Origin of the sequence: Arthrobacter sp. NPDC057388 (genome assembly GCF_042668165.1) — a bacterium.
Lineage (GTDB): Bacteria > Actinomycetota > Actinomycetes > Actinomycetales > Micrococcaceae > Arthrobacter.
Map to the genome: position 1 here is coordinate 40346 of NZ_JBHVBL010000015.1, position 14825 is coordinate 55170.

Here is a 14825-nt window from a genome sequence, read left to right on the forward strand (position 1 = left end):
AGGTTGGCCGGTGCCGTCCCAGCAAATTCGCCTACTCTGTAAGGAAGTCAACACTAGGAGTAGTCCGCCCATGCGTTTTCCCCGCCAGCTGCTGTCCGCCCTCCTTGGCGCGCTCGCGTCCGTTGCCCTGCTGCTTGCGGCGGGGCTTGTCACAGCCGGACCGGCTTCGGCGCACGATGCGGCCGAATCCAGCAGCCCGGCCGACGGCGCCACTGTGGCAACGGCTCCCGCCAAGGTCTCGATCACGTTCAACAACATCCCGCTGGGCCTTGGCTCCGAGGTCAAGGTGACTGACGCCGCCGGAACTGACTGGGCAGACGGCAAGGTGGAGATCGTGGACAACGTCGCCTCGCAGAAGCTGCGGGAGGGTGCGCCTGCCGGGAAGTACACGGTGGTGTGGCGTGTGGTGAGCTCGGACTCCCATCCGATCGAGGGCACGTTCGCCTTCACCGCCACGGCCGCTGCTGCGGGCGCGGCGACGGCGCCGGTCGCGACTGCCGGCACACCCCAGCCGGGGGAGGCCCAGGCCACCGGGACAGCCCCGGATTCCTCGGAACCCTTCCCCTGGAGCATCGTGGTGTTTGCGGCCGTGGCTCTTGGCCTGCTGGTCGCGCTGGGCGTCCTGGCCCGGCGGAGGCTGAGCGCCGGCGACAGGGACGGGAATTAGCACCCGCCCCCCGCGCTAAAAGCCCGACGGCGGTCATCGCCGTCGGGCTTTCTGCTTGCCTTAGAGAGCGGGCAGTGCCCGGAAGCAACCGGACCGCACCGACGGCACGCTGTCCGGATAGACCTTCGCTGAAATGGCCTGGCCCACCACCTTGGCCTGGCGCAGCACTTCCTTGGGCGTGGGCGTGATGAGCTCACCCACGCCCACCAGGTAGATGCCGATGGCGCGCATGGTGGCAACCAGGTTGGTGCCGATGGAGATGCCAAGGTCCGTCAGCATGCGCCGCAGCTGGCTGTGGGCGCAACGCGTCAGCACGATGTGGTCGGCCAGGAGCACGCCATCCGGAGTATGAACGGCCCAGCGGTGCAGCGAGGCCTCTGCATCCTGCCCCATCTTGTCGAGCAGCACGGCAGAGGTATCGCTGCGGATGTCCAGCTTGTGGCTCGAGGCGTAGTTGCGCAGGTGCCGGAGGATTTCGTTCCGTTCCTGGATCGACGCGCCATCGGCCTCGTCGCACCGTTGCGGCGCGGATTTCTGGAACGACTGGCCGCTGCCGGGGGACTCCAGCCGGCTGACGATGATGGAATCGACGCCACGGCGCCGTAGTTCGGTGGCAATGGCCAGACCGGGAAGTCCGGTACCGATGACCACTGTGGTGGTCCGTTCTGCGCCGCTGAGACCAGGCATGCTTGACACTACAACTTCCTCCTCGAGAATTTCGAAGCGCAGGGCATCATCGCCGTGCACCGTCCACTGCCCCAGCAAGCAGACACAAGTCATCCCCGGATGTGCCGCGGGGCACAAACCGGTTCAATGGTGCCTCGACACTACAGAATTTTTCCGGCCCTGAATACCCCTGCCGAAACTTTGGTTTAGAGGGCTTTTCATGGCGTCATCCGGCAGCCCCAAACCGCCCGGAAACAGCTCCCGGAGGTGGCGGAAAACAGCCGTCCGGAGGGCCCGGCAGGGCCACGTCCGGCCTGCTTGCTAAGAGGTCAACGACCGAGAATTATTGGATTTAAGGGCAGGCGGTGCGAAACCGGGAACCGGACGGCCTGCCGGTTACGGTTAGCGACGCCGCTTCTGGCAGACTAGCCGCATCAACAGGCAGTATCGCGAGGAGGCGGACCGCATGGACGCACACGAGTTGCACCCCGACCCGGCACGGGATGGCGGTGCCCGGCACGCGAGACCCGAAGGAATCGTCGTTGGCGTCGATGGTTCGGACCATGGCCAGTGCGCCCTTGTGTGGGCCGCCCGCGAAGCCGAACGCCGCCGCCGGCCCCTCCACATTGTTACCGCCTACTCGGTGCCCATCTTTGCCGCATCCGGCCTCGACGGCGGCTACGCCACCGTGGACGATTCAGTGATCCGCGAGGGCGCCGAGGCCATCCTGCAGCACGCCGTGGACAAGGTGGCCGGTTACAACATCAACGTCAGCGCCTCGGTCGAGAACGGGGACGCTTCCGGGGTGCTGCTCGACCTTTCTGAAAGCGCCGAACTGCTGGTCTTCGGGACGCGCGGGCGGGGCGGGTTCGTGGGGCGGCTCCTGGGCTCGGTGAGCAGCGCGCTTCCGGCCCACGCCAAGTGCCCCACGGTGACGGTTCCGCTGATCTGCTCAGACCGGCTGGGCGAGACCACCCAGGACAAACACATCCGGGCGGAACAGGCCAAGGCCGGCCACGGCGCCGTGGAAAAGGCCGTGGTGGTGGGCGTGGACGGGTCCGAGCAGGCGCGCGTGGCCGTCCTGGAAGCCGCCGAACAGGCCGAACGCCTGGGTGCGCCGCTGCGCGTGATCTGCGCTGTGCCGCAGTACAGCGGATCCCTTGCCTGGGTTCCTGCCCCGCTGGACCGGGAGGCGCTGTTCGCCGACATCCAGGTCCAGCTCAAGGCCGGAGTCGCCTGGCTGCAGAGCCACTTCCCCCGGCTCAGCATCGAGACCCGGCTGCTGGATGGTTCGCCCGTGGACGTTCTGGTGGAGGCCAGCCGGCACGTCGAGCTGATCGTGGTGGGGACCCGCGGCCGCGGCGGCTTCACCGGCATGCTGCTGGGCTCGACGTCGGACGGTGTCCTGCACCATGCCAAGAGCCCGGTGATGGTGGTTCCGGACCGGGAGGACCCCAGGCTGGCGGACCGCGCCAGTTTCGGACCCATGCTCGGCGCCTCGTAGCGCATGGGCGCGCTGGTGCTCGGCCTCGGGGACCTTAGCGCCTCCATGCTGCCGCAGGTGGGCGGCAAGGCCGCCAACCTCGGTGAGTTGCTGGCGGCAGGCCTTCCTGTGCCCGACGGGTTCTGCCTGACCACCGGGGCCTACCTCCAGGCGGTTGAACCGCTGGGGCTGGCAGAGGTGCACGGCGCCCTCCAGGACACCCCGGCTGACGATCTTGACGCCCTCGCCCGGCTGGCCGGCAAGGCCCGCAGCCTGATCACCGCCGCGGAATTGCCGACGTCGATCGCCGGGGAAGTGCTGACGGCTTACCGGGCGCTGGACGGCGTTCCCGTCGCGGTGCGGTCCTCGGCCACCGCCGAGGACCTTCCTTTCGCCAGCTTCGCCGGCCAGCAGGACACGTACCTGAACGTCATCGACGCTGTCGCGTTGCTGGACGCCGTCCGGAAGTGCTGGGCTTCGCTGTGGACGGACCGGGCGGTGGCCTACCGCGCCAGCCGCAACATCGACCCCGGAACGGTATCACTCGCCGTCGTCGTCCAGCGCATGGTGGACGCCGAGGCGGCGGGGGTGATGTTCACCGCAAACCCGGTCACCGGCAGGCGGCGGGAGGCCGTGATCGACGCGAGCCCGGGGCTTGGCGAGGCCGTGGTGTCGGGTGCCGTCAACCCGGACCATTTCGTGGTGGACTCCGCCTCCGGCAATATCCTGCAGCGCCGGCTGGGCGACAAACGGACGGCCGTCAGGCCGCTGCCCGGGGGCGGCACCGAATACGTCGACCAGGAAGCCCCCGCAGACCAGGACGGACTTGGGCGGGCGTGCCTGACCGACGCGCAGATCCGGGAACTCGCTGCGCTCGGGACCAAGGCCGAGGCGCACTACGGTGCCCCGCAGGACACGGAATGGGCGCTCGACGGCAACGGAAAGCTCTGGCTGACCCAGTCCCGGCCGATCACCACGCTCTACCCCGTGCCGTCGAAGGCCCCGCCACGCCGCGGCCGGGCCGATGAACTGCGCGTCTATCTGTGCTTCAGCCTCGCCCAGGGGCTCACCCGGCCGCTGACCCCGATGGGACTCGCCGCCCTCCGGCAAATCGGCTCCTCCGTTGCCGCCGCCGCGGGCTTTGACGTCCCCGACCGCCGCGGCGGGCCGCCGCCCTACGTCGAAGCAGGACAGCGAATCTTTGTTGACCTGACGGCGGCCGCGCGGAGCACCGTTGGCCGCCGGATCATCCCCAGTGTCTTTGATGTCATGGAGGCCCGCTCCGCAAAGGTCCTGCGCAGCGTGTTCGACGATCCGCGCCTCTCCATCACCCGCCGCACGCCGTGGGGCCTCCTCAAGCACGTGGTTCCCGTCGCCGTCCGGTTCCGCGTGCCGGAAGCAGCCCTCCGGGCGCTGGTCCGTCCGGAGGCGGCCCTCAGGCGCCTGAACCGCTTCACCACGGAGTTCAACGCCACGCTGGAACTGCGTCAGGACGCGTCCCCGCGCCAGCGGCTGGCCCATGCCGAGGACATTCTCTCGCGGCTGTTCCCCAACCTTCCCGCGGTGCTCCCGCTGGCCGGTCTGGGCTTCGCCATGCTGGGCCTGGCCGGGAAGCTCCTGGGTGGGGGCAAACTCTTTGGCAGGGAGGGGACGGGCGGGGCCGGGAGCCCGGACGGGGCCAGCCCGGACAGAAACGCAGACCTCCAACCCGTGCTCCGCGGCCTGCCCAACAACGTGACCACGGAGATGGACCTTGAGCTGTGGCGGGTGGCCGCAAAGATCAAGTCCGACCCGGAATCGGTGACCGTGCTTACGGCGCATCCCGCTGCCGTGCTGGCCCAGCGCTTCCTGGCAGGGGAGCTGCCCGCGGCGGCGCAGGCGGGCCTGGCGGAATTCCTGGCACGGTACGGGCACCGTGCGGTGGCCGAGATCGACGTCGGCATGCCCCGCTGGCGGGACGATCCCGCCCACATCCTGGGTGTCCTGACCAACTACCTGCGCCTGGAGGACCCGGAACGTGCCCCGGACCGCCAGTTCAGCCAGGCAGCTGCCGAGGCGGAGGCGCAGATCGAGCGGCTGGTGGCCGAGGCAAGTTCCAGGGGACGCCTCCGTGCCGTGGCCGTCAGGGCTGCGCTGCGCAGGGCACGGCTTTTCGCCGGGCTCCGCGAACTTCCCAAGTTCCAGATCATCCTGGGACTGGCCGAAGTCCGGAAGCAGCTGGCCCAAGTCGGCACGGTGCTGGCGGAGCAGAAGCGGATCGCCCGGGCTGAGGACATCTTCTTCCTGGACTTTGCCGAGGTGAACCAGGCGCTGGACGGTGCCGACATGCAGGATCTCGTGGCGCAGCGGCAGGGCGCCTACTACCTGGAACTGGAGCGGCGGCACATCCCGCGCATGCTGCTTTCCGATGGAACGGAACCTGAAACCCTGCTGGCAGCCGCGGAAGCCGCAGCGGGGGCACTGTCCGGCAGCCCGGCGTCGGCAGGGACCGTGACGGCGCCCGCCCGGGTCATCCTTGATCCCGTCGGGGCCCGCCTGGAGCCGGGGGAGATCCTCGTGGCGCCCTCCACCGATCCGGGCTGGACCCCGCTGTTCCTGACGGCCGGCGGCCTGGTGATGGAAATGGGCGGACCCAACTCCCACGGTGCCGTGGTTGCGCGGGAGTACGGGATTCCGGCCGTAGTCGGCGTTGCCGACGCCACTGTGCTGCTCAGGACAGGCCAGGAAGTGACGGTCGACGGCGGGGCCGGCACCGTGGTGCCTGGCGACTGAGACTTGGAACTACTGCCGGTCCGGCGCCGGCTTCCGGCGACGGATATGCCGGATGACGAGCCAGACCACGAAGATGCCCAGGGCGGCATAGACGGTGTAGTTGAGGTAGCGGGAATACTGTTCCACCATGGCGTACTGCCGCCCCAGCAGAACGCCAAAGCCGATCAGCGCGCCGTTCCAGATGGCGCTGCCGGCAATGGTGAAGACGCTGAAAGTCCCGAGGTGCATCCGTTCGGCCCCTGCCGGCAGCGAAATGAGGCTGCGGACACCGGGCAGCAGCCGGCCGAAGAAAACCGCGGACCTGCCGTGGCGGCGGAACCAGCCCTCGGCGCGCTCGAAGTCCTCCCGGTCCACCAGCGGCAGCTTCGACAGCCAGCGGATCGAGCGCTCGAGCCCCACCTTCGCACCGAGCAGGTACAGGGCCAGGGCGCCCAGATAGGCCCCCAGCGTACTGGTCGCAAACACCAGGGCCAGGTTGAGGGATCCCTGCCGGGTCAGGAACCCGGCCAGCGGAAGAATCACTTCACTGGGAATCGGCGGGAACACCGTTTCGAGGAGCGTAAACAGCCCCACCCCCCATTCCCCGAGTGAATCGATCGACTGGGCAGCGAAGCCTACAAGGCCTGTCAACCCATCGGCGGGACTGGATGCGGCACCGGAAATGCTCATGTGGCGAGGGCTCCTGGAAGCTGGAAAACGGCGTCCCATCCAGTCTGTCCCAGGAGCAGCCATGGGCAAAGCCGACAGCCCGTGCGGGGGCTGCCCCACGGGATGCTGAGGCGTACCCTGAGGATATGAGCTGCGACGTCGGAGCGGAGTTGACATGACTGCCACCTGGCTGCGGTGGACCCCTGCCGTGGCCGTACCTGCTGTTATTGCTGCCGGTGTCCTGGCGGGGTCCTTGCCCGCGAGCGCCCGGGACCCGTTGCCAGAGAAAACACCGGCCCAGGTGCTGGCGATGATCGGGCAACACCAGACCAAGTCCTTCTCCGGCACGGTGGAGCAGTCCTCCGAACTCGGTTTGCCCGATGTTCCGCAGGTGGGGCCCACCTCGGGCGCCGGCACAGGTTCCCTCGCCGAGCTGCTGACCGGGCCGCACAGCGCCAGGGTCTACGTCGACGGGCCAACCAAGGCGCGCATCCAGGTGATGGACCGGATGGCCGAGCGCGACGCCGTCCGGCAGGGCAACGAACTGTGGCTGTACAACTCCAGGGACAACACCGCCACGCACATCACGCTTCCGGCCATGGCATCGAAGGAATCCCGCGGCCACGACATGCCGTCGGGCGTGGCCACCCCGGAGGAACTGGCCGCGAAGATGCTCGAAAAGGTGGACAGCAGCACCGAGGTGAAGGTGGCGGAAGACACCGAGGTGGCGGGCCGGGCGGCATACAACCTGGTCCTCACGCCGCGGTCCGGCGTGACCCTGGTGGGATCCGTGGCGGTGGCTGTGGACGGGGAGAACGGCATGCCGCTCAGCGTGGAGGTGCGGGCACGCGGGCAGCAGGAGCCTGCCTTCCGGACCGCGTTCTCCAGCCTGACCCTGGGCGCTCCAGACTCGGGCCTGTTCAATTTCTCGCCGCCGCCGGGTGCTTCGGTGAAGGAGCTGGCCGTACCGTCGCACAAGAAGGACGCGGATCAGGCCGGCAAGGGGCTGGCCAACAAGGACCTGGCCAGCAAGGACCGGGCGCACAAGCACCCGGCTGACAAGGGCAAGGCTGACAAGGACCTGCGCAGGCATGCACCCACCGTCACCGGCACCGGGTGGGAACGGATTGTCGGCATCCCGGCGCCATCCGCTTCCGCCCCGGCGGCCTCACGGAACTCCGGAAAGCAACCGGTCGACAAGCTGCTCAATGATCCCCTGCTGCGCCAGGCCACAGTGAGCGTCCAGGGTGGCCGGGCGATCTCCACGTCGCTGGTCAATGTCCTGCTGACCGATGACGGCCGGACCTTTGTGGGTGCCGTACCCCTGGAGCGGCTCCAGGCCGCTGCTGCCGCGAAGTGACAGGCGCCGGCCGCGGTCCGGGTTCCGCGAGTGATGCACCTGCAATAGAGACGCAGGGGCTGAGCAAGCGCTTCGGCCACCAGTTGGCGGTGAACAGCATTGATCTTGCCGTGCCGCAGGGTTCTGTGTTCGGCTTCCTTGGCCCTAATGGTTCCGGCAAGACCACCACCATCCGCATGATGCTTGGCCTGGCTGCCCCCACCGCCGGACAGGTCAGGGTCCTGGGGATGGATATGCCCGGGCAGCTGGACGAGGTTCTGCCGCGGGTGGGGGCGCTGGTGGAGGGTCCGGCCTTCTATCCGTTCCTGTCGGGCGCGGCAAATCTGCACCGCTTGGACGCGGCAGACCGCCACGCCGCGCCGTCCACCCGCCGGGCGAGGGTGGCTGAAGCACTGGAACGCGTGGGGCTTTCCCATGCCGCCCGCAAGAAGGTGCGGGCCTACTCGCTCGGCATGAAGCAGCGGCTGGGCATCGCCAACGCGCTGCTGGCCCGGCGTGAATTGCTGGTTCTGGACGAACCCACCAATGGGCTGGACCCGCAGGGCACCCGGGAGGTCCGCCATCTGGTGCGGTCCCTCGCTGCCGACGGGGCAACAGTGTTCGTGTCCAGCCATCTGCTGGCCGAAGTGGAGCAAATCTGTACGCACGCGGCCATCATGAGCGCCGGACGGCTGGTGGCACAGGGGCCCCTGGCCGAACTCCGGCAGGCTGGCACCGCACAGCTCCGCCTGGTAACGCCCGACGCCGGCACCGCCTCGGGCGTTCTGGCGCGGTTTGGCCTGTCACCGGTTGCAGGGCATCCGGACGGTGCCGACGCGGTCATCACGTCCAGACTGCCTGCCGGCAGGGATGGTGAACCGGCCGTAAACGGTGCCGTAGCCCCCGAAGCAATTGTCGCCGCCCTCGTGGCGGACGGCGTGCGGGTCCGCGGGTTCACGGTGGAGCGCGGCAGCCTCGAGGACCGCTTCGTGGCGTTGACGGGGGAGGGCTTCGATGTCGCACAGTGAATCGGTGCCGCAGAGTGATTCGGCCGTACACAACGAGCCCGTGCCGCACCGGGAACCGCCGGCCGTACAGGAGGCAGCAAGCGAGAAGCTGCACGTACGGGACGCGCCCGCACCGGGCACCAGGCGCCGGGCATCCAGCTGGCCGCTGCTGGGCTCGGAACTGAAGCAGCTGTTCCGGCGCCGCAGGACCCAGGCGATGCTTCTGGCACTGGCCGCTATCCCGGTGGTGATTGCCGTCGTCGTCCGTGTTTCCTCAGCTGTTCCGCCGGGGAGGGGACCGGCCTTCCTGGACCGGATCAGCCAGAACGGGCTGTTTGTGGCTGTGACGGCGATGCTGGTTTCGGTCCCGCTGTTCCTGCCGCTGACCATCGGGGTGGTGGCCGGCGACACCATCGCCGGGGAGGCAGGACTGGGAACGTTGCGGTACCTGCTGGTGGCTCCGGCCGGGAGGGTCCGCCTGCTGCTGGTCAAGTACGCCGGGGCGGCTGTGTTCTGCCTGTCAGCCCCGCTGGCTGTGGCGCTCGCCGGCGCCGGCATCGGCTGGGCGCTGTTCCCGGTGGGGCCGGTGGCGCTGCTCTCCGGCGACCTCGTTGAGCCGGAGGAGGCGCTGGTCAGGATGCTGCTGATAGCCGCCTACCAGGCCGTATCGCTGCTGGGGTTGTCGGCCATCGGGCTGTTCCTGTCCACGCTGACCGACGTGCCGGTCGGCGCCATGGCGGCCACCATCGTCCTGTCCGTTGTTTCCCAGGTGCTCGACCAGCTGCCCCAGCTGGAGTGGCTGCACCCCTGGCTGTTCACGCACCACTGGTTTGGCTTCGCTGACCTGCTTCGCCAGCCCATCGGGTGGGACTCGTTCGGGGACAATGCGCTGCTGCAGGCGGGCTATATCGCGGTCTTCGGTGCGCTGGCTTACGGGAGGTTCGTGAGCAAGGACGTGCTGTCCTAGGGATTCCCGTTGCCAAGGGTCCCGACGCCGGGACCCGGCTCAGTACCGCGCAGCCACGGGGTGTAGCTGCATGCCGGCCATCATGCTCAGCTCCGTGACCGTGATGCCTGCCGACGGGTTCAGGGCCTGCACCACCCTGCCGCCGCCCAGATAGATTGCCACGTGGTAGAAGCCGGGCGCCGATCCCCAGACGAGGAGATCGCCGGGCTGCGCCTGGGAGAGGGGAACGTGGACGGGGGCCTGGGCGAACTGCTCCGCGGCGGTGCGCGGAAGTTGTTTGCCGATGGCTGCGAACGCGTTCTGGACCAGGCCCGAGCAGTCGAAGCCGTACGCGCCGGTGCCGCCGTACTGGTAGAAGTACGGGGACCCCACCTTGGCCATTGCCACCGAAATGGCGCCCTGGTTGGAACCGCCAGTAGACGGGGCCGGCTGAACCGGGACAGGGGCCGGAGCGGGTGCCGGCTGAACCGGTGCCGGCCGGGCAGGTGCCGGTGCGGGCGCAGGAGCCGGACGTGCGGGGGCAGGTGCGGGTGCCGGGCGGGCAGGTGCGGGTGCGGGAGATGGGGGAGTGGCCCCAGCGGCAGGAGCAGGAACCGGCTGGGCAGGTGTCCGGGCCGGGGCTGCGGCGGCTTGCTCCGATGCAGGCGCGGTTCCGTTGCCGGAAGTCCCGGAGGTCCCGTTGGAGCCGGTCCCGGCAGGGTCCGCGTCAGCGCCCGCGGCGGCCGCCTTGCCTGCCGCCGCCTGATCAGCGGCGGCCCGTTCAGCAGCCGCAGTTATGGCGGCGAGGCGGGCCTGCTGGCGCTGGCGCTCGAGGCCGTCCACCCGTGCGGATTCCAGTGCCGCCGTCGTGTTCCGCAGCGTGGCAAGCTGGCCTACGAGGACAGTGCGCTGCGCCTTGGCGTCCGCCACCGCTTTCACCTGGGCCGCATTGGCTTCGTCCGCCTGCGCCTTGAGTGTTTCGGCGGTCTTTGCGGCCTCGTCAGCGGCGCGGCGGGCGTCCGCGGCAGCGGCGGTAAGTGCTTCGGCAGCGGCGGCGGTGGTTTCAGCGGCGGCGAAAGCCCTGCTCCGGCCGGCGGTGAGGGCCTGCAGCGTTGCAGCCTTGGCCAGGACGTCACCCGAGCCTGTGACCAAACCGCTCAGCTCAGGATTGAGCCCGCCGTTCCGGTACAGGTCCCCGGCCAGCTGCCCCACAGCCTTGCGGCTCTTGGATTGCTCCTTATCCGCCGCCGCAGCCCGCGCCGTGGCCACCGCGGCTGCGTCCGACCTCGTGTCCAGTTCCACCAGGGCGTTGCTGTAGGCGTTGTTGGCTTCGAGGGTCCGTGCGAACGTGACCTCCTGGGCTGCAGCGGCGCCGGCAAGGATGCCCTCAATATCGGCGACCTTTGCCGCCGTCGCCTTTTCACTGGACTTGGCCGCAGCGATGTCCGCGGGGGAAGGGATCTTCGGCGATGCAGGAACCGCCGTGGGCCTGGAAGCCGATGGCGCCGCCAGTGCAGGGCCAGGTGCGGCTGCGAGGTCAGCGCGGGCGGGCGCTGACATGGTGCCAAAGAGGACGACGGCGGTGCACAGGACCGCCGTTGCGCGGCCAGAGCCGGTCAAACCCATTCGTAACCTCGCAAGTCAGGGCGGGGCGAACGGATAGGGAGGCAGCACGAAAATGCCCCTCGGGAGATGCCCAGCCCTCTGAGGTTAGGTGTCCGGCTGCCACTTTGGCAACACTGGTCACATCAATAACATAAACAACATTGGTGTTATTGGGTGGGAGATCGGCAGGCGTGTTGCAAAGGAAGCCGGTGCAGAAGCCCGGCAGAAAGCTGGGGCAGAAAGCGCCCTCTCAGGCGTGCTGATGGGATTCGTGCTCGGAGTGGCTGGCCGGTTCCAGCTGGAAGGTGCAGTGTTCGGTGTCGAAATGCGAGCCGAGGCAGGTGGTGAGCTTGTCCAGGACCTGGTCCGCGCCCTTCGCGTTCAGCATCTCGTCCTCGACCACCACATGTGCGGAAAATACGGGCACGCCTGAGGTGATGGTCCAGATGTGGATGTCGTGTACGGCCACCACACCCGCCACGGAAAGGATGTGTTCGCGGATCATGCCGACCTCCACCCCTTTCGGGCTGGCCTCCAGCAGGACATCGACGACGTCCCGCAGCAGGTGCCAGGCCCGCGGCAGGATCATCAGCGCGATGATCACGGAGGCGATGGTGTCCGCCGCCAGGTAGCCGGTGAATTTGATGACCAGCGCCGCGCCGATCACGGCGAACGAGCCGAGGAGGTCGCCAAGCACCTCCAGGTACGCGCCGCGGACGTTGAGGCTTTCCTGCTGGGCCTTGCGCAGGATCAGCAGCGAGACGAGGTTGGCAGCCGCACCCAGGATGGCGGCGTACAGCATGATGTCGGTGTGCACTTCGGGTGCCGAGCCGATGCGGCGGATGGCCTCGGTGAAGATGACTGCCGACACGACCACCAGGATCAGGGCGTTGGCGAGCGCGGCCAGCACTTCGGCCCGCTGGTAGCCGTACGTCCGCAGATCGCTGGCCGGCAGCGCGGCGATCCACGCCGCCATCAGGGCGATGAAGACGCCGGCCGCATCGGAGAGCATGTGGCCCGCGTCGGCCAGCAGGGCAAGGGAGCTGGAGAGCACGGACCCGGCCACCTGGATCAGCATCACGGACAGTGTGATGGCCAGAACCGCAATCAGCCGGCTGCGGTGCCTCCCCGTTGCCGTCAGCCCGTGGGCGTGGTTGTGGTCGTGTCCCATGCCTACAAGGCTAGTCCCAACCGAGTTCATGAAGCCGCTGGTCGTCGATGCCGAAGTGGTGGGCAATCTCGTGGATCACCGTCACTGCCACCTCCTCCACCACGTCCTCGCGCGAGGAGCAGATGTCCAGGATCGGCTGGCGGTAGATGGTGATGCGGTCCGGAAGGGAACCGGCGTCCCACCATGAGTCGCGCTCGGTGAGGGGAACGCCCTCGTACAGTCCCAGGAGGACGGTGTCCGGGTCTTCACCGGGCTGCGGAACGTAATCGTCGTCGATGAACACCGCCACGTTGTCCATGGCCCGCGCCACCTCGGCGGGAAGCTGGTCCAGGGCGTCGCTGACCGCGGCTTCGAAGTCCGCCTCGGACATGTCGAAACCCGGGGTGTTGCCGTCGCCCTCCGGAACGATCGGGAGGCCGGGCGGCAGGTTTGCGGGCATACCCAAACTTTAGCGGGATCTGCGCCGGGTCAGTCCCACACCCACGAGGCAGATGGCACCGCCTACGAGCCCCCAGGCGGTCGGGATTTCGCTGAGCACCAGCCATGAAATCAGCACCGTGGTGCCCGGCACGAGGTATGTGGTGGCGGCGAGCTTGCCCGCATCGATCAGCGACAGGGCGTAGGCCCAGGTGGTGAACGCGATGGCGGTGGGGAAGATGCCCAGGTAGACCAGGCCGAGGGTGGCTGACGCCGGTGCCGCCTGCAGCTCCTGGCCCAGCTGGCCGGCGAAGGGAAGGCAGCAGACCAGGCCCACCAGGATTCCGAACCACGTTGCCTGCCCCGCCGAAAACTTCCGCAGAACAGGCTTCTGGATGATGACGCTGACGGCGGCGAGTGCAGCAGCGAGGAGGCAGAGCAGCACGCCTGCCACGTCCGCCGTCGAACGCGTCCCCGATCCCAAGGCGATGACCGCGACGCCGCCAAACGCCACCAGGCTGCCGATGATCAGCCAGCGTGGAAAACCCTCCTTGAGGATGATGCCGGCCATCACGGCCACCAGGATCGGGTTCACGTTGATGAGCAGGGCGCTGGTTCCGGCGTCGAGCGAATGCTCGGCAGCGTTGAGTGCCACGTTGTACCCGGCGAACCACATGACACCGTAGGCAAGGATGGGCCACCACTCGCGTCCGCGCGGCAGCGCCCGCAGTTTGGGAAGCACCACGGCGCCAAGCACGACGGCGGCGATCGCCAGCCGCCCCAGCGTCAGGGCGCCGGGGGAGAAGCTTGGGCCGACGGCGCGGATGCCCACGAAGGCGGAGGCCCAGAGCACCACCGTCACCACGACGGCGGCGACGCCGAGCGCATTCACGCGCTTCCCCGGTTCGGGGTCCGGGGTCTGGGAGGAACGGGGCTGGAGCGGGCTCGTGCCGGCGGTGGATGCCATGGTGCCAATCTAGTTCCGTTGCCCCTCCGGCGGCTGGCGGAAATCGGCCATCTCTAGCCAAGAAGCTGCCATTCCGGGGGGGGGCGGGTTTGCCTGCCGTTGGGGTGGCCTTTGCGTCGATTTTGTTTATTCCCGGGCAAGGCCCTATAGTTTTAGACGTCCGGTTCGGAGGAACACGAAAGGACAAGAACGAATGGCTTCGGCCCTTTATTTTTGCCCTTGTTCAGCCAAATCGAGTCCAAGCCCCCATCGTCTAGCGGCCTAGGACACCGCCCTTTCACGGCGGCGGCACGGGTTCGAATCCCGTTGGGGGTACGCAAGGAAGTGGTCAAAGCAGGCAAAAAAGTCTGGTAGGCTGGAGTCCTTGAAAAAACGCGGTAGAGATACTGCGGAACGCAAGAAAATAGCAAGGCCCTGTAGCGCAGTTGGTTAGCGCGCCGCCCTGTCACGGCGGAGGTCGCGGGTTCAAGTCCCGTCAGGGTCGCTTTGATTGCCGGAAGAAATTCCGGCTGTCATGGTGACACGTCACCTAGGCTCTGTAGCTCAGTTGGTAGAGCGTTCGACTGAAAATCGAAAGGTCACCGGATCGACGCCGGTCGGAGCCACCAGCTAAACCCCGCTGTTCCCCTGTTGCAAGGGAAACAGCGGGGTTTTTTCGTTTCCCCGCATCTCTGCGCCTGGTGCCCTCTTCTTTTGGGTTCCCTCTTCTTTCGGGTTCCCTCTTCCGGGCGCTCCTCTGGTCGGCGCTCCTCTTCTGGGCGCTCCTCTTCCCGGCGCTCCCTTGGTCCAGGCGACCCTTCGTGGGGCGCTTTGGCACGTTATCGTCCCCACTTACGACGGCGGGCGGCGTGTTTCGCGTCATATTGCCCCGTTTCGGCTGGAGGGCGAGGTCCCCCGGAGGGTGTGATGAGCGCCATTGATGACGCGTTCATGAAGTCCCATTTGATTCGGGCGCTGACGTGAGGCACGCGCGCGTGATGGAGATGCAAGCGCTTGCACCAACCGGACGTCCGAGGAGGGGGCCCGCCGAAAACCGGGTTGAACTCGGCTGACAACGTTGTCTAGCGTTGAGTGTGGGCCGCGAAATGTATGACATTTCCACTTGCCCGATGCGGGGTCCTACCCAAACCCCGTTCT

Annotated in this window: 12 protein-coding genes and 3 tRNA genes; 9 read left to right on the forward strand and 6 right to left on the reverse strand. The window is 67.9% G+C overall.

Annotated elements, in window-relative coordinates; all coding sequences use genetic code 11:
• The first annotated feature begins 70 nt into the window (after positions 1-70).
• The gene (locus tag ACFUTU_RS09600) at positions 71-667 is read left to right on the forward strand and encodes a copper resistance protein CopC (protein ID WP_377963567.1); all 597 of its coding nucleotides are present in this window, start codon (positions 71-73) and stop codon (positions 665-667) included.
• Between the two features lie 60 nt (positions 668-727).
• Here the strand turns inward: ACFUTU_RS09600 and ACFUTU_RS09605 are convergent, their stop codons facing one another.
• Entirely contained in the window at positions 728-1354 is a 627-nt protein-coding gene (locus ACFUTU_RS09605) for an FAD-dependent monooxygenase (protein WP_377963662.1), read from the reverse strand.
• A 445-nt stretch (positions 1355-1799) separates the two neighbouring features.
• Between ACFUTU_RS09605 and ACFUTU_RS09610 the strand changes: the two genes are divergently transcribed.
• Together ACFUTU_RS09610 and ACFUTU_RS09615 are read left to right on the forward strand one after the other, a co-directional pair.
• Entirely contained in the window at positions 1800-2837 is a 1038-nt protein-coding gene (locus ACFUTU_RS09610; RefSeq protein WP_377963569.1) for a universal stress protein, read from the forward strand.
• Positions 2838-2840: 3 nt separating this feature from the next.
• Complete coding sequence (locus ACFUTU_RS09615; protein WP_377963571.1) at positions 2841-5588, forward strand: PEP/pyruvate-binding domain-containing protein; 2748 nt, start codon at positions 2841-2843, stop codon at positions 5586-5588.
• Between the two features lie 9 nt (positions 5589-5597).
• Here the strand turns inward: ACFUTU_RS09615 and ACFUTU_RS09620 are convergent, their stop codons facing one another.
• Positions 5598-6257 (reverse strand): DedA family protein, encoded by a 660-nt coding sequence (locus ACFUTU_RS09620; RefSeq protein ID WP_377963573.1) that lies wholly within the window; start codon positions 6255-6257, stop codon positions 5598-5600.
• A gap of 154 nt (positions 6258-6411) precedes the next feature.
• Between ACFUTU_RS09620 and ACFUTU_RS09625 the strand changes: the two genes are divergently transcribed.
• The 3 genes from ACFUTU_RS09625 to ACFUTU_RS09635 are packed head-to-tail and all read left to right on the forward strand — an operon-like array spanning position 6412 to position 9549.
• On the forward strand, positions 6412-7596 hold the full coding sequence (locus tag ACFUTU_RS09625) for an outer membrane lipoprotein carrier protein LolA (RefSeq protein ID WP_377963575.1): 1185 nt from the start codon (positions 6412-6414) through the stop codon (positions 7594-7596).
• Entirely contained in the window at positions 7593-8603 is a 1011-nt protein-coding gene (locus ACFUTU_RS09630) for an ABC transporter ATP-binding protein (RefSeq protein ID WP_377963577.1), read from the forward strand. The genes ACFUTU_RS09625 and ACFUTU_RS09630 overlap by 4 nt, the downstream gene beginning before the upstream one ends.
• Entirely contained in the window at positions 8590-9549 is a 960-nt protein-coding gene (locus ACFUTU_RS09635; protein ID WP_377963579.1) for an ABC transporter permease, read from the forward strand. Before ACFUTU_RS09630 ends, ACFUTU_RS09635 begins: the two co-directional genes overlap by 14 nt.
• Positions 9550-9588: 39 nt before the next feature.
• Here ACFUTU_RS09635 and ACFUTU_RS09640 read toward each other — a convergent pair whose 3' ends face one another.
• The 4 genes from ACFUTU_RS09640 to ACFUTU_RS09655 form a co-directional block, all read right to left on the reverse strand.
• A complete protein-coding gene (locus ACFUTU_RS09640; RefSeq protein ID WP_377963581.1) occupies positions 9589-11154 on the reverse strand; it encodes a C40 family peptidase in 1566 nt (521 codons plus the stop codon).
• 229 nt (positions 11155-11383) lie between these two features.
• The gene (locus tag ACFUTU_RS09645) at positions 11384-12304 is read right to left on the reverse strand and encodes a cation diffusion facilitator family transporter (RefSeq protein WP_377963583.1); all 921 of its coding nucleotides are present in this window, start codon (positions 12302-12304) and stop codon (positions 11384-11386) included.
• Positions 12305-12314: 10 nt separating this feature from the next.
• Positions 12315-12743 carry a metallopeptidase family protein gene (locus tag ACFUTU_RS09650; protein ID WP_377963585.1) on the reverse strand — a complete coding sequence of 143 codons (429 nt, stop codon included), beginning with the start codon at positions 12741-12743 and terminating at the stop codon, positions 12315-12317.
• A 9-nt stretch (positions 12744-12752) separates the two neighbouring features.
• A complete protein-coding gene (locus ACFUTU_RS09655) occupies positions 12753-13688 on the reverse strand; it encodes a DMT family transporter (RefSeq protein ID WP_377963587.1) in 936 nt (311 codons plus the stop codon).
• Between the two features lie 242 nt (positions 13689-13930).
• Here ACFUTU_RS09655 and ACFUTU_RS09660 point away from each other — a divergent pair.
• The 3 genes from ACFUTU_RS09660 to ACFUTU_RS09670 all read left to right on the forward strand — a co-directional run bounded on the left by ACFUTU_RS09660 (position 13931) and on the right by ACFUTU_RS09670 (position 14296).
• Positions 13931-14003: transfer RNA gene (locus tag ACFUTU_RS09660), tRNA-Glu, on the forward strand.
• 95 nt (positions 14004-14098) lie between these two features.
• A tRNA-Asp gene (locus ACFUTU_RS09665) sits at positions 14099-14172 on the forward strand.
• A 48-nt stretch (positions 14173-14220) separates the two neighbouring features.
• Positions 14221-14296, forward strand: a tRNA-Phe gene (locus ACFUTU_RS09670).
• Positions 14297-14825: the final 529 nt, after the last annotated feature.